The sequence below is a fragment of the Glutamicibacter sp. genome (assembly GCF_032154645.1).
Taxonomy (GTDB): domain Bacteria; phylum Actinomycetota; class Actinomycetes; order Actinomycetales; family Micrococcaceae; genus Glutamicibacter.
On sequence record NZ_JALDXV010000001.1, the window covers coordinates 1 to 18,362 of the forward strand.

At 64.5% G+C, this 18,362-nt stretch carries 19 protein-coding genes; 7 read left to right on the plus strand and 12 right to left on the minus strand.

Features of this window, described 5'->3' with window-relative positions; genetic code table 11:
• Both RUH64_RS00005 and RUH64_RS00010 read left to right on the plus strand, forming a co-directional pair.
• Positions 1 to 782 (plus strand): solute carrier family 23 protein (locus RUH64_RS00005; RefSeq protein WP_313810355.1); only part of this gene is annotated, 782 nt, incomplete at its 5' end.
• 198 nt (positions 783 to 980) lie between these two features.
• Positions 981 to 1,817 (plus strand): alpha/beta fold hydrolase, encoded by an 837-nt coding sequence (locus tag RUH64_RS00010; protein WP_313810357.1) that lies wholly within the window; start codon positions 981 to 983, stop codon positions 1,815 to 1,817.
• On the opposite strand, the gene RUH64_RS00015 is transcribed toward RUH64_RS00010, so the two are convergent.
• Entirely contained in the window at positions 1,814 to 2,608 is a 795-nt protein-coding gene (locus RUH64_RS00015; protein ID WP_313810872.1) for a carbon-nitrogen hydrolase family protein, read from the minus strand. The two genes, RUH64_RS00010 and RUH64_RS00015, sit on opposite strands and share 4 nt — an antisense overlap.
• A gap of 240 nt (positions 2,609 to 2,848) precedes the next feature.
• Between RUH64_RS00015 and RUH64_RS00020 the strand changes: the two genes are divergently transcribed.
• Positions 2,849 to 3,730, plus strand: a complete 882-nt coding sequence (locus RUH64_RS00020) for a patatin-like phospholipase family protein (protein WP_313810358.1) — start codon at positions 2,849 to 2,851, stop codon at positions 3,728 to 3,730.
• A 4-nt stretch (positions 3,731 to 3,734) separates the two neighbouring features.
• On the opposite strand, the gene RUH64_RS00025 is transcribed toward RUH64_RS00020, so the two are convergent.
• The 8 genes from RUH64_RS00025 to RUH64_RS00060 are packed head-to-tail and all read right to left on the minus strand — an operon-like array spanning position 3,735 to position 10,610.
• Entirely contained in the window at positions 3,735 to 4,754 is a 1,020-nt protein-coding gene (locus RUH64_RS00025) for an aldo/keto reductase (RefSeq protein WP_313810359.1), read from the minus strand.
• 29 nt (positions 4,755 to 4,783) lie between these two features.
• The gene (locus RUH64_RS00030; RefSeq protein ID WP_313810360.1) at positions 4,784 to 5,872 is read right to left on the minus strand and encodes a DUF998 domain-containing protein; all 1,089 of its coding nucleotides are present in this window, start codon (positions 5,870 to 5,872) and stop codon (positions 4,784 to 4,786) included.
• A gap of 30 nt (positions 5,873 to 5,902) precedes the next feature.
• Positions 5,903 to 6,832, minus strand: coding sequence for an AlkA N-terminal domain-containing protein (locus RUH64_RS00035; protein WP_313810361.1), 930 nt, complete (start codon positions 6,830 to 6,832; stop codon positions 5,903 to 5,905).
• Positions 6,823 to 7,491, minus strand: a complete 669-nt coding sequence (locus tag RUH64_RS00040; protein WP_313810363.1) for a GNAT family N-acetyltransferase — start codon at positions 7,489 to 7,491, stop codon at positions 6,823 to 6,825. The genes RUH64_RS00035 and RUH64_RS00040 overlap by 10 nt, the downstream gene beginning before the upstream one ends.
• A gap of 45 nt (positions 7,492 to 7,536) precedes the next feature.
• Entirely contained in the window at positions 7,537 to 8,439 is a 903-nt protein-coding gene (locus tag RUH64_RS00045; RefSeq protein WP_313810364.1) for a dihydrodipicolinate synthase family protein, read from the minus strand.
• Positions 8,436 to 9,122, minus strand: coding sequence for an SDR family oxidoreductase (locus RUH64_RS00050; protein ID WP_313810365.1), 687 nt, complete (start codon positions 9,120 to 9,122; stop codon positions 8,436 to 8,438). Before RUH64_RS00050 ends, RUH64_RS00045 begins: the two co-directional genes overlap by 4 nt.
• A gap of 4 nt (positions 9,123 to 9,126) precedes the next feature.
• Entirely contained in the window at positions 9,127 to 10,026 is a 900-nt protein-coding gene (locus RUH64_RS00055) for an EamA family transporter (protein ID WP_313810366.1), read from the minus strand.
• Positions 10,026 to 10,610, minus strand: a complete 585-nt coding sequence (locus RUH64_RS00060; RefSeq protein WP_313810368.1) for an XRE family transcriptional regulator — start codon at positions 10,608 to 10,610, stop codon at positions 10,026 to 10,028. Before RUH64_RS00060 ends, RUH64_RS00055 begins: the two co-directional genes overlap by 1 nt.
• Before the next feature lie 121 nt (positions 10,611 to 10,731).
• Between RUH64_RS00060 and RUH64_RS00065 the strand changes: the two genes are divergently transcribed.
• The 3 genes from RUH64_RS00065 to RUH64_RS00075 all read left to right on the plus strand — a co-directional run bounded on the left by RUH64_RS00065 (position 10,732) and on the right by RUH64_RS00075 (position 13,902).
• The gene (locus RUH64_RS00065; RefSeq protein WP_313810370.1) at positions 10,732 to 11,235 is read left to right on the plus strand and encodes a MarR family transcriptional regulator; all 504 of its coding nucleotides are present in this window, start codon (positions 10,732 to 10,734) and stop codon (positions 11,233 to 11,235) included.
• Positions 11,232 to 12,494: an MFS transporter gene (locus tag RUH64_RS00070; protein WP_313810372.1), complete on the plus strand. Its 1,263-nt coding sequence runs from the start codon at positions 11,232 to 11,234 to the stop codon at positions 12,492 to 12,494. The genes RUH64_RS00065 and RUH64_RS00070 overlap by 4 nt, the downstream gene beginning before the upstream one ends.
• Positions 12,495 to 12,675: 181 nt before the next feature.
• The gene (locus RUH64_RS00075) at positions 12,676 to 13,902 is read left to right on the plus strand and encodes a low temperature requirement protein A (RefSeq protein ID WP_313810373.1); all 1,227 of its coding nucleotides are present in this window, start codon (positions 12,676 to 12,678) and stop codon (positions 13,900 to 13,902) included.
• Positions 13,903 to 13,976: 74 nt separating this feature from the next.
• Here RUH64_RS00075 and RUH64_RS00080 read toward each other — a convergent pair whose 3' ends face one another.
• The 3 genes from RUH64_RS00080 to RUH64_RS00090 form a co-directional block, all read right to left on the minus strand.
• Complete coding sequence (locus RUH64_RS00080; RefSeq protein WP_313810374.1) at positions 13,977 to 15,698, minus strand: 3-ketosteroid-delta-1-dehydrogenase; 1,722 nt, start codon at positions 15,696 to 15,698, stop codon at positions 13,977 to 13,979.
• Between the two features lie 81 nt (positions 15,699 to 15,779).
• Positions 15,780 to 17,024, minus strand: a complete 1,245-nt coding sequence (locus tag RUH64_RS00085; protein WP_313810375.1) for a chloride channel protein — start codon at positions 17,022 to 17,024, stop codon at positions 15,780 to 15,782.
• Positions 17,021 to 17,539: an ion channel gene (locus tag RUH64_RS00090; RefSeq protein ID WP_313810376.1), complete on the minus strand. Its 519-nt coding sequence runs from the start codon at positions 17,537 to 17,539 to the stop codon at positions 17,021 to 17,023. Before RUH64_RS00090 ends, RUH64_RS00085 begins: the two co-directional genes overlap by 4 nt.
• A 148-nt stretch (positions 17,540 to 17,687) precedes the next feature.
• Here RUH64_RS00090 and RUH64_RS00095 point away from each other — a divergent pair, with 148 nt between their 5' ends.
• On the plus strand, positions 17,688 to 18,266 hold the full coding sequence (locus tag RUH64_RS00095; RefSeq protein ID WP_313810378.1) for a helix-turn-helix domain-containing protein: 579 nt from the start codon (positions 17,688 to 17,690) through the stop codon (positions 18,264 to 18,266).
• The last annotated feature ends 96 nt before the right edge of the window (positions 18,267 to 18,362 follow it).

The following is an 18,362-nucleotide window of genomic DNA, read 5'->3' on the forward strand; positions in this document are numbered from 1 at the left end:
CGATGACCATCGTTGTTCTCGTAATCCTGACCGAGACCACCGCTGACATCCTGGCCGTGGGCGAAATTGCAGACACCAAGGTCGACTCCAAGCGCATCGCCAACGGCCTGCGTGCAGACATGGTTTCCTCCGCAGTTGCACCAATCTTCAACACCTTCACCCAGTCCGCCTTCGCACAGAACGTCGGCCTGGTAGCCATCACCGGTATCACCAGCCGTTTCGTAGTTGCAGCCGGCGGCGGCATCCTGGTTGTCCTTGGTCTGCTGCCAGTGCTGGGCCGCGTCGTCGGCGCCATCCCACCACCAGTCTTGGGCGGTGCAGGCATCGTACTGTTCGGCACCGTGGCGGCATCCGGTATCCGCACCCTGTCGAAGATCAAGTACGACGGCATGAACCTGATCATCGTGGCAGCTTCAATCGCCTTCGGCTGCATCCCGATCGTGAAGCCTGACTTCTACGAGGCCTTCCCAGTATGGTTCCAGACCATCTTCCACTCGGGCATTTCCTCCGCAGCGATCATGGCAGTCCTGCTGAACCTGCTGTTCAACGTCATGAAGGCGGGCAACACCAAGGACGCTTCGGTCTTCTCCGCAGCCCCACCTCGCATGGTTCGTGAAGACGAAGTGTGCGGCCTGATCGACGGCGACCACTACGAAGGTGGCAAGCTGATCGACAAGGACGGCTACGAAATTCCAGTGCTGAACCACGAGGACTACGAAAAGGTCCAGACGGGTGCTATCGAGATGCCTGTACCCAGGCTTGCCAAGACCTCGGAACACTGAGGCGGAGCTCGACGGCAACGCAGCTGACAAAGCAAAGAATGATACGGATGAGGACCTAGACAAGGATCCCTCCTAAGTCATCCAAGGAAGACCCGCAGGCAACGCCTGCGGGTCTTCCTTGTGTACTCGGCGGTAACTTGAGGCTAGTGTGGTGCCATGGGCCTACGCGAGATTCACTCAAGGACGGTTCGGATTCTGGTGACCGCCAAACACAGCGTGACCGCCGCGGTGTACGAACCCGCGACCGCGCCCAAGGGGGTGCTGCTGGTTCACCCGGCCACCGCAACGCCCCAGGGCTTCTACAAGGGCTTTGCCCAGTACGCGGCGCGGGCTGGATACACGGTCATCACCTACGACTATCGAGGAACCGGCGTATCTGGTGTGCCCAAGGACCACCGCAGCATCAGGATGCGCGACTGGATCCAGCAGGATGTGGCTGCCGTGTCCCATTGGGCCGCGGAACACTACCCCCAGCTGGCGCATTTTGCCGTCGGACACAGCGTCGGCGGGCACGCGCTGGTGCTTAATTACGGCACCGAGAACCTGCGCGGCGCGGTGATCGTGGCCAGCCACGTGGCAGCCATTCGCACCATCAAACCGGTGGGCGAAAGGCTGCGGGTCATGCTGATACTGAACCTCATCGGCCCCGCGGCGAGCAGGGTTGCCGGATACATGCCTGGGCGCAGGCTGGGCCTTGGCGAAGACATTCCAATCGCGGCGCTGCTTGAATGGAGCCGCTGGACCAGAAAACGCGACTACTTCTTTGACGACCCGAGCATGCAGGCACAGGAGCGGGCCGCGCAGATGACGGTGCCGGTGCTCGCGATGGGGGCCAGCGACGACCCCTGGGCCTCGCCGCGGCAGATGGATCTGCTCACCGGGCGGCTGCGCTCGGCCCCGGTGCAGCGCATGACCCTGAGCCCGGAGCAGCTGGGCGTGCAGCGCATCGGGCACCATGGCCTGCTCCGCCGCGGCGTGGGGGAGAAGGCCTGGGAACAGATCCTGACGTGGGTGGACTCCCGGAACCAGGACTAGAGTTCAACCATATTTTTCAGCACCGGCAGCTTTTCGCGCGCCCGATCGACCAGGTCGAGGTCCAGATCGACGACCAGCAGCTCGGGTTCACGCCCCGCCTGGGCGATCACCTGCCCCAGGGGGTCGACCACCATCGAATAGCCCACGCCCCGCGGGGCGGTGCCCGTCAGTTGGTGCCCGACGCTTTCCGGATCCGCCTGATCCACTGCGACGACAAAGGTTGTGGTATCCATGGCCCGCGCCTGGGCCAGGGCCTTCCATTGCTCCGCCTTGCCAGGGCCGGCACCCCAGGAAGCGCTGACGATGCTGATCTTGGCCCCGGCTTTGGCATGGGTGAGGAACAGCCGTGGAAAGCGCAGGTCATAGCAGATCGCCAGCCCGATCGTGGTCCCGTCGAGCTCGAACTGCACCGGCGCATCCCCGGGAGTCACCGCGTCGGATTCCTGGTAGCCGAAGGCGTCGAAGAGGTGGATCTTGTCATAGTGGGTGTCCACGCCGCGGCCGGCGGCCAGCAGGGTGTTGCGCACCCTGCCGTTCTCTCCCGGGGTGAACATGCCTGCAACGATGGTGATGCCCAGGTCCCGGGCCTGCTGCCGGATGATTCCCGCCCAGCGGGCATTGACCGGCTCGGCAAACGACGCCACGGGGTTGCCGAAGGCCACCTGCATCGCCTCGGGGAAGACCACGATGCTTGCACCCGCGGCGGCCGCCTGCTTGGCGTTGTCGCGGATGATGGCAAGGTTGTGCTGCGGGTCGGAAGTGCTCAGCACCTGTGCCAGGGCGATCTTCATGGGTTGTGCCATCCCTTCAAGGCTGCGGCCGGTGTACCACCTCGACTCTACGGAACACGGCTGCCGGCTGCCAGCGCACAGGAAGAAGAGATACACTTTTTCTGCACGGCATCCGGCCGCGCAATGGTTTGTGGAGGTGATACCCGATGTTTGCAGTACCGACAGCGGGCGCATCACACCCAAACACCGCGGACTAACAATGCGATGGCGCCCGAAGAATCTTCTATGAAGGGCCATGCCATGAACACTTCTTCTTTTCCCACCCCGCAGCGCGCCCTGGTTCTGGGCGGCGGCGGATCAACCGGCAACGCGTGGCTGATCGGCGTCGTCGCCGGCCTGCAGGCCGCCGGACTGGACGTCAGCCGGGCCGACCTGACGGTCGGAACCTCTGCGGGATCCACCGCGGCGGCTCAACTGACCACGACCAGCGCGCAGGAACTCTATGCGGCGATTCTCGACGCACCCGACACCGGTGCGCGTCCGGCGGCCAACAGGCCCGTCTCCGAGCACATGACGCGCATCCAGGGGATCATCGATTCCTGCGACAGCCTGGAACAGCTGCACCGGGCCATGAGCTCTGCGGCGCTGGGGCTTCCCGGGGCCGACGAACCCGAATTCAGCGAACGCTGGCGGGGGATTGTCGCAGCCAGGTTCCCCGGGGCGCAGTGGCCGAAGGGGCGGACGCTTAAGCTGACGGCAGTGGATGCATCCGCCGGGAAGCCGGTGGTTTTCGAGAACCACAGCGGGGTCGACCTGGCCGATGCCGTGGCGGCCAGCTGCTCCAGCTCGCTGCCCTACTGGCTCGACGGCCGCGCCTACATCGACGGGGGCTACCGGCGCAATGAAAACGCCGACCTGGCTCAGGGCTGCGCCAAGGTCCTGGTGCTCTCCCCGCTGGGAGGCAGGACCCTGCACCCGCTGGCCTGGGGCAGCGGGCTCGACGCGCAGGTCAACGAGTTGCGCGAGGGCGGAAGCCAGGTCCGCGCGCTGCTGCCCGATGAACCGGCGCAGCCGTTCATGGGCGCCAACGCGATGAACCCTGCACTGCGCCCGGCCGCGGCCCGCGAAGGCCACCGCCAGGGGAGGGACGCCGCCGCGCAGCTCGCACAGTTCTGGGGCTGAGCCGCTAGCGGATGATTTCGGCCAGCTGCAGCTCCTCGCGCCCCTTGGACACCGAATAGATGTCCTTCTGACGCTCGCCGGCCACCTGGCCGGCGAGCCTATCCAGGGCGGCCAGCGCCTGGGTCGAGAGCTGGATGTCTGCGGCCGACAGGTTTTCGTCGAAGTGCTCGGCAAAGCGGGTGCCGGGGATCGGGGACACCGCCAGCCCGAAGTCGCGGGCCTTCACGTAGACCCAGGCCAGCGAGGCCTGCGCGGGGCGGATGCCCTCATCGGCAGCCACCGCATCGATCTGTCGGCGCAGCGCAATATTGGCGGTGATGTGCTCCGGGGCGAAGCGGGGGAAATGCCTGCGCAGGTCCTCCGGCTCCAGCTGCTCCAGTGAATCGGCCTGGCCGGTGAAGAAGCCGCGGCCCAGCGAGGCATAGGGCACCAGTCCGACGCCGAGCTCCCGGGCCGCCGGGAGCAGGTGGGATTCGATGTCGCGGCTGAAGATCGAGTACTCCATCTGGATCGCGGTGATCGGGTGCACCGAGGCGGCGCGGCGCAGCTCGTTGCTGGTCACCTCCGAGAGGCCGATGTGCCTAATTTTGCCGGCGGCCACCAGTTCAGCGTAGGCGCCGACGGTGTCCTCGATGGGCACCCGCGCATCCACCCGGTGGTAGTAGTACAGGTCGATCTCGTCCACGCCCAGGCGCTGCAGGCTTTCATCCAGGCAGCGCTTGATGAAGGCGGGGTCTCCGTTGGCGCGCGGCTCGTTTGGGTTCTTGGGCCGTACGATCCCCGCCTTGGTGGCAAGGACCACCTCGTGGCGGCGGGTTTTAAGCACCTGGGCCAGCAGCGTCTCGTTGTGGCCGTTGCCGTAGACATTGGCGGTGTCTAGGAAGCTGACGCCCGCGTCGATGACGTGGTTGAGCGTGCGCAGCGACTGCGCGTCCTCGGCCGCCCCGTAGGTGCCGCTGAGGGACATGGTGCCGAAGCCCTGTGCAGTGGTTTCAAGGCCGTGGCCGAGGTTGATGGTGTCCACCTGATTCCTTTGTACGAAGTTGGTATTGCCTAGAGGCCCGTGTAGCGGTGCTCGTCGTGTCCGTAGGCTGCGGCGGTGCGGGAAAACACGATCAGCCAGGAGAACAGGAAGCTGGCGGCCACGAACTCCATGCCCGTCAGGTTGTAGTAGCCGATCGGGATCCACAGCAGGGCGGCGATGACGACGGCGACCACCACGACGGCGGCGAAGATCAAGAGGTCCAGGGGTGCCTGCGGGAGGAAGCGCGCAATGCAGGACATGAAGACCACGTAGAGCAGCACCATGCCGGTGGCGAAGCTGACGTGGACCGCGGTGTTCTGCGCATCGGTGACCAGCCCGACGCCCATCATGCACAGGCCCATGCCCGCAAACATCCAGCTCAGCGCGGTGATGAGCCTCTGGTTTTCCACCCCGCGCAGCTTCATGCCGCGCTGCAGGTCGTGGGCGATGTAGGTGGACAGGGCGGTCAACGTCAGGCCGGTGACCGCAAGGGTGAGGTTGAACTGGGCCCCGGAGCGTGAATCGCTGTTGCCCAGGGCCGAGAAGTGCCATTCCCACCAGGCCTGATCCGGTGCCGTGATCATGCTTGCCATGGTTCCGGCGAAGACCGTGGACACCGCCAGCTGGGCGATCGACTGCGAGTTGACCTTCGCGCCGCCCTGGGTGCTGATGTAGGTGGTGGCGGCCGTGGCCACCGATGCCAGTACGGCGCCGCCGAGGCGGTCGACGGTCAACCCCACAAAGCCCATCTGGAACAGGTAGGAGATGGCGACGATCATCAGGTGGCTGAGCATCATGGAAGCGGCGCAGAGGATCAGCAGGTCGGCGATGCGCTTGACCAGCGGCAGGCGCAGGCGCCATTGCTGCGGGTTGTACCGCGATTCCAGATAGTAGGAGGTGCCGAATCCGACGCCTGCGAAGACCATCGATGACCAGGCGGCCAGCGAACCCAGCGAGTGGGATCCGGCCACCGGGCGGCGTTCTGCTCCGAAGAGCATCGGCAGGATGACCAGGCTGATCACGAAGGCGATGACCGCCCATCGGGTGGCGCGTGCTTCAAGCAGTGCGGCGGGTCGCAGTGCGGGGTTCAGTGTTTCCGCGCTGGCTTGTTTGCTCACTGGTTCTCCTGGGTCAACTGCCGTCAAGGTTCAACTGGCCGCCTGCCACAGGTGCATCGCCGCGTAGGACCGCCATGGTGAATAGTTTAACGCGTACCTCTCCAGCTCCCGATGACGCTGCGGAATTGAGAACCCCGGGTCGATGATCCCCAGCTTCAGGGCGCCTGCCACCAATGCCACGTCCCCGGGCAGCCAGGCATCGGGGTTCCGTGCGACCCGCATTCCCACGTAGGCAGCGGTCCAGGGGCCGATGCCGGGGGTGTCCAGCAGCTGCGCCCGCAGCTGGACCGGATTTGCCCCCGGGCTGACCCGCAGCCGGCCGGAGGACAACGCCTTGGCGGTGTTCACCACGGTGCCGATGGACCTGCGCGGCAGCCGCAGCGGGCGAGCCGGATCCAATTCCTCCTGCGGCCCGGGCACGTGCAGGGTTTCGGCGATCTGCCCTGCAGTGGGGAAGAGCCTGGCCAGTGAGCTGAACCGCGAGTGGTAGGTGCTGCCGACGGCGGCCGTCAGGCGTCCAAGGTGCATCGTGGCGGCCTTGACTGAAATCTGCTGTCCGACGATGGCGCGGGTGACGATTTCGTGGGGGTCGACGGTTCCCGGCACCCTGATCCCACCGGTGGCCGCCACCCTGGGGGCGAGCAGCGGGTCCGCCGCCAGCGCCGCATCGATCTTTGGGGCGTCGGCGTCGAGGTCGAATGCGCGGCCGATCAACTCCAGCGCCGCCTGTTCGTCGTCGGCCGCCGCCAACTCCAGCTCAACCTGCAGCCGCCAGCGGCCTGTGTCGCGCAGCGCGGTGAGCTCGAAGGCGCTCGGTCCGCCGGGTAGCAGCAGCGTCCTGGCGTAGCGCAGCCGATCCGGGTCGCCCAGGTCCGCAACTTCCACCCCTGCCACGGCGCGGGCGGCGAAGAAGGCGAAGATCCCCGGCGCGTCAAATGGCTGGCTGACGCTTAATTGCATCGGCCGGTTCCCGCGCGATCGGTAATGAAGAAGGACAGGCACTGTTCCAACCCCGAAATTTCGACGTCGGATGAGTCAACTGCGGCGAATTGCCGGGCCGAAAGCCTCAACCGGTCGGAGATTATTGGTTCGCCATGGAGGATGTCGCGGCTGATGCCATCCTTGCGGTACCCGAGCTTCGCGGAGACAGATTGCGAGGCAAAGTTGTCTTGGAACACCTCGGTGAGTGCATACTGCGCATCTAAGGCGCCGAACGCCAGCTTCAGCAGGGCGCGGCGGGCTTCGGTTCCATACCCATGGCGCTGAAACTCCAAACCCAACCAGGATTCGGTCTTCACTTCCCGCAGGGAGGAAAAGTCGCGGCCCTTGAGCGCCACCATGCCCATTGGCTGTTCTTGACGATAGACCGCAAGTTCCAGGGCCCAGTGGTCGACAGTCCACGCACCTCGGCGGGCCCAATGCTGTTGGATGACATGGCGGGCCCGCTGCATGGGCGGCAGCTCGGTCCAGGGCGTGAGGAACGGTTGTTCGCCCGGCCTGCTGACGCCACCTGCCGCAACCTGAGCCACGGCAAAAAGTTCGGCTTCGGTGGGGACCCGCAGGGCCAGCCGCTCGGTGTGCAGCCGCAGCTTGGCCAATGGCCAGTAGTCGTTGATCACCACGCAAGTATTGCATAGCGGTTATTGGTGCTTCAGGCGGGAAAGCTAGCCCTCAAGTTCCAACAGCTGAAGAACTCGTGCAACCTCTGCACGCTGCGCCCCGTCCAGTCCCTGGATCGGGTAGGGCAGGCAGTCGGCAGGAGCCAATCCCAGCAGCTCCGCGATGGCGGCGACGACGCGGATGCTTCCGCCGAACCTGGCAAACAGCTCCCACAGTGGAGCCAGCCGCTCGGATTCCGCCAGGGCCGCGGCCTGCTGTCCCGACTGGGCAAGCCTGGTCAGGTGCAGGGCGAGGTGCGGCAGGATGCCGCCGATCACCGAGTACCACCCGTCGCAGCCCGCCAGCAGGCCCGCCGCGGCCAAGGCGTCCTGCGAAACGCCCAGGCTCACCCTCCGCGGCAGCGCATCCCGCAGCGACTGCACGTGCTCCCGCGCGGCGGCGGGGTCCGCCGGCACCCCGGGAATTTTGATCGACGCGATGTTCTGAAGTTGGGCGATGCGTGCGTAGAGCTGCGGGCTGAAGTTGAAGTGCGTGGTGCCGGGATTGTCGTAGATGATGATCGGCAGCTCGCTGTGTGCGCTGGCGGCCGCGAACAGCCCGAACACCTCCTCGTCGTTCATGCGCTGGTAGCTCAGCGGCGCCAGCAGGACGCCGCTGGCCCCGGCCGCCTGGGCGCCGTCGATGCGTGCGAGCACCCGGGAGGTGCGCAGGTCGCCGACGCCGATGAACACGGGGGTGCCCGCGGCGTGCTCCACCGCCAGCTGTGCGACGTGATCGCGTTCTGCCCCGTCGAGATAGGCGTAGGAACCGGTGGAACCCAGGGCGGTGATCGAATCGACGCCGGCCGAATGCAGCCGCCGGATCAGCGCCGCAAAGGACGCCTCATCCACCCGGTCGCGATGCAGCGGGGTCAGCGGGAAGGCGCTGAGCCCGGTGAAGACGCTCATGGCTTGCGCGGGGCGGGGTTGATGCTGATGGAGTCGAGGTTCGCAGCCTCGCCGAGGCTCAGCGCGGTGAGCAGCGTCTGCGCCACCTGTTCCGGGCGTACCCAGGCGTCAGCGTCGTATTCCTTGTTCTCCCAGGCGTGCAGCTGGGCCTGCATGTCGGTGCCCACGCGGCCGGGATGGATGGAGGTGACCAACACACCGTGCTCGGCCTCTTCCAGGCGCAGCGCATCGGCGAAGGCCTTCAGCGCGAACTTGCTGGCGCTGTAGGCGCCGGAGCCTGCAATGGTGCGCAGCCCGAGCCCCGAGTTGATCATGAACACGTGCCCGCCCGCCGCGCGCAGGGCCGGGAGCAGGGCGCGTGTCAGCTCCACCGGCGCCAGCACGTTGACCTGGAAGCTTTCGGCCCAGTCCTCCTGCATGGTCTGCTCCACGCTGCCCATGCGCAGCACCCCGGCGCTGTGCACCAGCACGTCGAGGCCGGTGACCTGTGCCAGGTCCGCCGCCCCTGTCCCGGTATTCAGCTCCGCCTCGATGACTGTCGCCTGCGGATAGCCGTCGGCGAGCTGCTGCAGGGCCTGGGTGTTGCGGCCCAGCAGGTACAGCCGATGGGTGGGTGCCAGCAGATCGGCGATGGCGCGGCCGATGCCGCCGGTGGCTCCGGTGATCAGTGCGGTGGGTGTCATGGTTTCAGCCTCTTTCGCTGGTGGGGTGCTCGATGATTTCTTCCGGACCCTGCGGTTCGCTGCGCGCCGCCCCGCGCTGGGCTGCGGCCCCGGCAGTCACCACAATAGCGATGCCGAGCACCTGCGGCACGGAAGGCGCCTGCCCGAGCACGAGCAGACCCATCAGTACGCCGAAGGCGGGTTCGATGGACAGCAGCGTGCCGAAGGCAGTGTGGTTCATCCGCCGCAGCGCCAGCATTTCCAGGCCAAAGGCGATCACCGGGGTGATCAGCGCGATGCCCGCCACGGCCGGAAGCACCCACCAGGTCAGGTTGCCGTGGATGACCTGCGGCAGGCCCACCGGCGCGGTGGCGATGGCGGCGATCGGGATGGTCAACGACAGCCCGCTGATCCCGGAGAAGCGGTCGCCCACGCGCTGGGTGTACACGTTGTACAGCCCCCAGCAGGCGCCGGAGAGCAGCGCCAGCCCGACGCCGACCAGGTCGATCTTTCCGGCCCAGGGCTCGGTCAGCAGGACTACGCCGAGCAACGCCAGCCCGGGCCAGAGCAGCGCCGCGCGGTTCTTGCTCATGATGCCCGCCACCGCCAGTGGCCCGAGGAATTCGATGGCCACCGCAGTGCCCAGGTCGATGCGTTCCACTGCACCAAGGAAGAACGTGGTCATGAAGCCGGTGACCACGCCGAGGGTAATCAGCGAGGGGATGTCTTTGCGGCGGATGGTGCGGATGGCCGGCCTGGCGATCATCCAGAGGAAGAGCACGCCAAAGCACATGCGCAGCCAGGCGGTGCCGGCGGGGCCCACCTCGCGCAGTACGCCGACCGAGAGTGCGTTGGCGAATTGGATGGAGAGCATCGCCGCCACGGCCATGGTCCATGGCGGCAGGGTGGAAATGCGCGGCTTCATTATGAGTCCTCTCCGACCCCGGGCTCGTAGACCGCCAGGCTGAATCGGGTCGGCGCCGCCGCGGTATTGGCATAGGAGTGGAAGATGTCCCCGCTAAAGCACAGGGCATCGGACGCGTTCAGTTCGTAGGTTTCGGCGCCTACCTGCACCGTGAGCACACCGGTGATGACCTGCAGCAGCTCCTCGGTGCCGGCGGTGTGCGGGTCGATGTGGTGTTCTTCTCCGGGGTTCAGCGTCCAATCCCAGAGTTCGACGACATTGGGGGAGCGGGTGCCGCCCAGCAGCAGCCCGGTTCCCCCGTTCTCGCCGTTCCACAGGGCGACGCCTTCGCCCTTGCGGGTGAGTCTTGCCGGCTTGCTTCGCGGTGGTTCGACCAGGGCGGGCAGCCCCACGCCCAGGGCGTCGCTCAGGCGCAGCAGTGTTCCGACGCTGGGGTTGGTGGTTCCCTGCTCGACGTTGACCAGCATGCGACGGCTCAGGTTGGCGTTCGCCGCCAACTGATCGAGCGTCCACTGGCGTGCTTGGCGCTCGTGTTTGACCCGCGCGCCGATGGCGCGGGCGAGAAGTTCGGTTGGTGCATCCACTAATGCAGAATACTGCACTAATAGTGCAACCGGTGAACCTTGGCACTCGATGACGGAATTGTCTGCCACCTCACTCGCGTGATCCATAGCGAATCTATGTAAATAATTGTATAGTGGAGCTATGGAACACGAAGTGCTGGAACAGCCATCGCTCAGCGATGACACGGCAGCCAGGGTTTCACGCACCGCCGGATCCATTTCCAAGTATCTGGGCCGACTTGTCGGGCAGGGCCGATCGGTATCCGCCTGGCGGGTGCTGGGACTGCTGGCAGATCAGGGGCCGCTGCGCATCGGTGATCTGGCGGTGGGGGAGCGAATTGCCCAGCCCACCATGACCTCCATGGTCCAACGCCTGGAAGGCGAGGGGCTGATTGAGAAAACCTCGGACCCGGCCGACCATCGGGCCGCACTGGCACAGCTGACCAAACAGGGGCTTGACCAGGTCCACGCCTACCGGCGTAGGGCGGCCAACGCGCTGAATCAGGCCATGGAACACCTGGACGACGAACAGCGAAACCTGCTTGCCGACGCTGTAGGAATCCTGGAGCGGGTTGCTGACCAGCTGCAGGAGAACGCATTGAACGCAAATCATCACGCGAGCACGAAGAAGAGTACTACCGAATGACACACACCGAAGAAAAACAACCCTCGCTGCTCAAGCAGCCCAGTTCCGTATGGGCCATCGCCTTTGCCTGCATGGTCTCCTTCATGGGCATCGGACTAGTCGACCCAATTCTGCCGGCCATCAGCCGCGCGCTGGAGGCCACCCAGTCCCAGACCATGCTGCTGTTCACCAGCTACCTCTTCATCACCGGCATCGCAATGTTCTTCACCAGCTGGGTATCCGGCAAGATCGGCGTGAAGAAGACCCTGATCATCGGCCTGGTGCTGATCGTCGCCTTCGCCGCGCTCGCCGGCGCAAGCTCCAGCGTCAACCAAATCCTGGGCTTCCGCGCGGGCTGGGGCCTGGGCAATGCGCTGTTTATTTCTACCGCATTGGCTGCCATCGTGGGCGCGGCCAGCGGCGGCAGCTCGCAGGCCATCGTCCTCTATGAGGCGGCGCTCGGCATCGGCATGGCGGTCGGCCCGCTGGTCGGCGGTGTCCTCGGCACCCTGTCATGGCGTGGTCCGTTCTTCGGCACCGCGGTGCTCATGGCCATTGCGCTGGTCGCCATCATCGGGTTCCTGAAACTTCCCAAGGATGCGCCGGCCCCGGCCAAGGTTTCGATCTCCGCAAGCTTCAAGGCACTGCGCAACCCTGCGCTGTTGGCGCTATCGATCACCGCCCTGTTCTACAACTTCGGCTTCTTCGTTCTGCTGGCCTACACGCCGTTCCCGCTGGAGGCCGCAGCCAAGGCGGTAGGACTCGAATTCGGGGCTACCGAACTCGGCTACGTCTTCTTCGGCTGGGGCCTGGCCCTGGCGCTCACCTCGGTGTTCGTCGCCCCGCCGGCGACCCGCAAGTTCGGTCTGCGCCCGGTGCTGTTCACCATGCTCGGCGCGTTGACCGTGTTGCTTGGTTTGATGGCGGTCTTCCACGACCAGCTCACCGCACTGATTGTTCTAGTCATTGTCGCAGGTTTGGTGCTCGGCGTGATGAACACCTCGCTGACCGAGGCTGTCATGGAGGCCACCGGTCTGCCGCGCAATGTCGCCAGCAGCACCTACTCGGGCGTGCGCTTCCTCGGCGGCGCCATCGCCCCCGCCGTGGCCGGCCCACTCGCCGCTGCTGCAGGCCCTGCTTCGCCGTACTGGCTGGGCGCCGCCGCAGTCCTCGTCGCCATCGTGGTGCTGGCGCTGGCCGGACACCAGCTCAGCCATATCGGCAAGGCCCATGAGACTCCGGAGGAAATCGGTGAAGACGTCCTGGTAGGCGACGCCTAGGCGCGGCTTTAACTGAGAGAAAACCATCGGAAACGGCAGATGGCGCACCGCGCGTCATCTGCCGTTTCCGCACCCCCGACCCGGCGGCTTAACGAAGAGCCCCGTTGAGCAACGAGGCAACGGAGAACTGTAGACTTTTTCGGTGGACCTGCCGCCAGTGCCAAGATGAGTCGAGGATGCCGTGCCGAACGAAGAAGTCTACTTGTCGCGCAAACTACGCGTGAAGCGGATGCGCCCCCGCGATCCGGCGGAGATTTTCCGCTCATCAAGTCCGCTTGAACTCTTCTTCGACCTGATCTTCGCCGTGTCGGTATCGCTGGCCTCGGCCCAACTGGTGGCCGCCGAAACCCATTCGGATATCGGCGGAGGCCTGCTTGCCTATCTCATAGTGTTCTTTGCGGTGTGGTGGGCATGGATGAACTTCACCTGGTTCGCGAGCGCCTTCGACGCCGACGACTGGCTGTATCGGGTGCTTGCGCTGACCCAGATGGCCGGGGTCGTGGTGCTTGCTGTGGGAACAACACCCGCGATGGCCAACGGGGATTTCCGCATCATCATCGCCGGATATGTGGTGATGCGCCTTGCCCTGGTTGCACAGTGGATCCGAGCCTCAAGAAGCCATCCGACGTTGAAAAGGACCGCGCTGCGCTATGCGGTGGGAATTTCCTTGGTCCAGGTCCTCTGGATCTGCTATCCGCTGGTGCCTGCGCAGTTCTCCATGGCGGTGTTCTTCTTCCTGGTGCTGTGCGAAATCTCTGTCCCGCTCATAGCCGAACGGGCTGGTCAGACCCCGTGGCATCCAGAACACATCGCCGACCGCTACGGCTCATTTACCCTGATCGTTTTGGGTGAATCGGTGCTGGCCTCTACCACCGCCGCGGCCAACGCCTTTGAAAATGCATCGCAGATTCTCCAGTTCGCGCTCCTGGGAGCTGGCGGGTTCATCCTCGCCGCCGGCATGTGGTGGGTGTACTTCTCTTCGGATGCCAGCGTCTGGCTGCAGAAGCGCAAGGCTCCGATGATTTTCGGCTACGGACACTACTTTGTTTTCGCCGCGGCAGGTGCCTATTCCGCCGGTTCGAAGGTGCTGATCGACCATGAGGCGGGGAACTCCGGACTGACATCAACGGTTGCCGTGGCCACCTTGACCATTCCCGTGGCGATCTTCCTGCTGGGGGTCTGGGGCTTAATCCTGAAGCATTGCCTGCGCGGCATCTACAAGTGGGCGTTCCTGGTGATCTCCCTCTTGATCGGAAGCTGTTTGTTCCTGCCCTACATCACGCCCACGACCAGCACGGATGTGACGATCGCCGTTATCTCGGTGCTCAGCGCCGCCGGGTTGATGGTGCTCCTGGTGGTGTTGATCGAAGCCTCGGGCGTCCGCGACCAACAGCGGCCAACGGCCTAGGCCTTCAGAAGCCGAAGAACATGAAGGCCGGGTCCAGTGTGGACCCGGCCCTCGCTGCCTTGCCCGCTGGTTGCCTACTTGGCGGCGCTCAGTGACCGTGCCTTCTGCGCCGCATGCGTGGCGATGATGGTGCCGTAGACCAGACCCTGGCTGATCGTCGCTCCGGCACCGGGGTAGACCTCGCCGAAGATGTTCGCCGCCGAGTTGCCCTGGGCATACAGGCCCTCGATGACCTCGCCCGAGGTATCCAGCGCGCGGCCGTGGCCATCGGTCAAGATGCCGCCGCAGGTGCCCAGATCCGAGAGGACTACCTTCACCGCGTAATAGGTCTTGCCATCCAGCGGACGCAGATTCGGGTTAGGGCTCTGGGTTGGATCTCCGTAGTAGCGGTCGTAGGCGGAAGCGCCGCGGCCGAACCGGTCGTCGATTCCCGTGCCCGCCGCCTCGTTGAAGGCGTGCAGGCTCTGCGCGAGGGACTCGGCGGATACTCCCATCCCCGCGGCCAGCTCGCCGATGCTCGATGACTTGTGCGCGATCCCGGCGGTGTACCAGGCCTCGGGCAGCGCCATGCGCGGGAATACCTGGCCGGCGAACAAGTAGCTGTCGCGGTAGGTCTGATCGAAGACCAGCCACATCTCGCCCACCGGGTCGCCGGCGGCTTCGCGGCGCAGCACCTCCTGGCCGAAGCTCATGTAGTCGGTGGACTCGTTGATGAAGCGTTTGCCCGCCGAGTCGACCATGAAGGAGCCGGGCAGGGAGCGTTCGGCAAGCAGAATCATCGGCGAGGCGCCTTCTTCCAGCGGCGCCACTGAAGGGAACCACCAGGACTGCCCCATCCCTGCCAACTGGGCATCGAGCTTCTCGGCCAGCACGATGGCATCTCCGTTGTTGCCCGCAGCGCCCAGGCTCAGGTCCTGATGCATTGACGGGCTCTGGTATTTACGGCGCATCGGCATGTTGTGGTCGAATCCTCCGGCGGCCAAGACGATTCCGTACTTTGCGTGCACCGCAATGCGTTCGCCATCCTGTTCCAGGACTGCTGCGGTAATCACCCCGGCGCTGGATTCCAGCTCGACCAGCGAAGCCTCGGTCCAGACGGGAATGCCTGCCTCCAGGGCACCCGCATACATCCCAGCGGCGATGGCCTGTCCGCCGGCCCCGTAGTCGCGGCCGATGACTAGGCCGCCGACTCCCTGGGCGACACGTTTGATGGCGCGGGGCAGCGCCTTGACAGGCGTCTTAGCGATCAGGTTGAGCCATTTGTAGTCTGCGCCGGTGACGGGCATCGGCATCGGCGCCTCCATCGTGGCGGGCTGGAACCTGCCGCGCTGTTCTCCGAGTTTGTTCAGGTCGAAGGGGTGGGCCTCCACCGAACGTCCAGCAGCGCTGCCGCCGGGCTTTTCGGGGTGGTAGTCCGAATAGCCCTTGGCCCAGAAGAAGCTGAGCTGGGTCATGCGTTCGAGCATGCGAACTGTTTCATCGCCGAACTCAAGGAATGCCTTCCAGCGTTCTGCGGGGCTTGTGCCGGCGACGACCGCCTCGATGTATTTCTCGCCGCGCTCGGCTGAATCCACCGCGCCGTCGCGCTGCAGCACCGGGTTGGCGGGAATCCAGAAAGCGCCGCCGGAACGAGCGGTGGATCCTCCGACGTACTGGGTCTTTTCCGCCACCGCAACATTGAGTCCTAGTTCCTTGGCGGCCAGGGCTGTAGCTAATCCGGTACCCGAGCCGATGACGAGCAGATCGACCTCGGTATGGTTGATTTTTACCGGTGTGAGTACTGTTTTTGATGCCATGGGAATGCTCCTTGAAAGGATGGCTGGGTCATAAATACTCCAATCCACCCATACTAGCCAATCGGCTAGTTTTGTCTAGGGCTAGGCACTGGCATGATGCTTTTCCGAGCCTTCGCGGGGCTCGGGAGCAGCGAAGAAAATCTTGTCAACGACTGCGCCGACGCCGACGCCGAGCAACAGCGGCAACGCCATTCCCGAATCCAAGACCAGCACCAGCACCAGCAAGGTCGCCAGAGGACGACGCCATCCAACTGCAAGGGTTGCCGCCATTGCTCCGGCCATGGCACCAGCCGGATCTACCCCCGGAAGCATCAGCGCGGTAGCCGCGCCGGCAGCGGCGCCGACGAAGACCAGCGGGAAGATTTCACCACCGCGCCACCGAGCGACCAGACACAACACCACCGCAATGATCTTTGCCAGAGCCAGGATCCACAGGGCGCCGGTTTCACCGCTGGAATAGACGTCGATCACCTCGGTGATCTCATGGTGTCCGGAGAACAGGACCAGCGGGATCGCCGCCGAGAGCGCCGCAAAGAGCACGGTGCCGATGATGGTGACGACCCAGGGACGCGCGATCTGCGAGGCTAGGCGATTTGCCCCGTGATGCAGCCAGCGGAAGAGCACGCCCATGCCGACGCCAACAAGCACCGGCACGATGAGCAGCCAAGCGGTGCCGTCTCCCGGTTCAGGCAGCGGGATGGAAGCAAGTCCCGTGGAGTCGAAGATCGCGTGCGACAAACCGGTGAAGGCGAGGAAACCTGAAATACCTGCAACGAAGGACATGAGACGGCTCGGTGCGAGGCTTTCACCGTCACCGGTAATAGCGGCGGCGGCCGGCGGCGAGCCGTACAGGCCGCCCATGACGCCGGCGGCTCCGGCTTGAGCGATCGCGCGGGCCTGGGCTTCGTCTCGGGCAATGAAGGCGGACACAATCACGGCGCATTCTGCGACGACGGCCAAGAGGCCCGCCTCGGGGCCGATGGCACCGCCAAAGGCAACAGACACGATGGCCGCCAACGCGGTGATAGCGATCTTGCGCGGCGAACGGCCCAGCGGCCTATTGGCGTCACGCAGCAGCTGATTTACCGATTCGGACGGTTCAATGCGCGTCAACAGCAAGAGCAGGATGCCGCCGAGAATAATTGTGAGGAAGATGCGCAGCGGTGCGGCGAATGACCCATCGGAGGCCGGAGGCCAAACCAAGTGCTGCAGCGCCATCATTCCCTGATAGGTCAGCAGCGCGACAGTTCCCGCTAGGCCGCCTGCAACGACGGCGGTAACTGAGGGTTTAAGCCGAACGGCCAAAGTGCGATTGCGCGGGGTCACTGATCTATACCCGAGTTTCTACTACGTCGTTCGGAGGCGTGGCGGGAAATCTCGCCGCCAACCAAACCCAAGAAAATCACGTCAAATACCAAGGCAAGCGACACGAGGATCCTAGCGAGCTGGCCCGTGGGATGGACATCTCCGTAACCGGTTGTGGTCATGGTGGTCAGAGTGAAGTATAGGGCATCGACTCGGGTACTGATGCCCTCGAACTGACCGGGCATATGGACCGCGACGCCATAGAAGCCGAAGGCAAAACCCATGGCCACGATCATGAGCAGATTGAGCAAGCGGAAGAGGCTCGCCCCGTGATTGATGAGGCGTACCAGCGCCGTGAGCAGGACGGCCACCGATGCCACGGCAAGAAGAATCAACCACCACGGGCTTGGATCCAGGTGGCTAATCGGAACGGTGAGGAAAAGGACCATCAACGAGATGGCAACTACAACCGATCGAAGGACATCGCGCTTGCGGTTTTTGTGCTTGCCTTGAGGCGGCAAATGCTCCTTGTTCATCCTCGAATTCTCCCATGAACTCGGCGGCAATATGATCTGCGCCTGCAGTTAATATGTGCGGCCAGCTTCCCGCCGCCACGTGCAACTATCCGGCCCAGTGGCTAGGACTTCCCTAGGGCTAAGATGATGTCGTGGAGGGACGCAAAGAATGAGCACACGGCAGCCGCCCAAAAAACAGCGATTGGCACCTGGGCGTTCGGGGGTGCTTGAAGCGGCGTTGGCACTATTTGCCCGTGACGGAATCGACGGGGTATCGCTGCAGCAGATCGCCGATTCCCTCTCGGTGACCAAAGCCGCGGTCTACCATCATTTTCAAGCCAAGTCGGATATTGTCCTTGAAGCGCTGAAGCCGGGCCTGGAGGTATTGGGCGACGCCGTGCGGCAGGCTGAAACTTTGCCGGCAGGTCCCCGTCAGGCGCAGACCGTCATCGCGGGTCTCGCAGATTGCATCGCCAAGAACGCGCGCTCCTATCAAATCATCATGGCCGATTCGGCTGCCGCACGAATCCTTGAAACCGATCCGCAGCTGGTGCGGATGTTCATCTGCATCCGCGCAATGCTTGCGGGGGAGCACCCCGATGCCCAAATGAGGTTGGCAGTCAGCTGCTTCCTCGGCGCATGCCTTGGACCGAGCCTTGATCCGGAATTCGACGCGTTTACCGCGCAGCAGCTTCACGACACTGTAATTTCCGCGGGAGAACTGATCGTCCTGAGCCGACTGACATGATGTAGTTCATCGCCTCTTCGCCAGAGCACTGCTCGAGGCGACCTGCCTGAACTTTGGCTACCGCTCGCAATGATGATTTGATGAGGGTGACTTTTG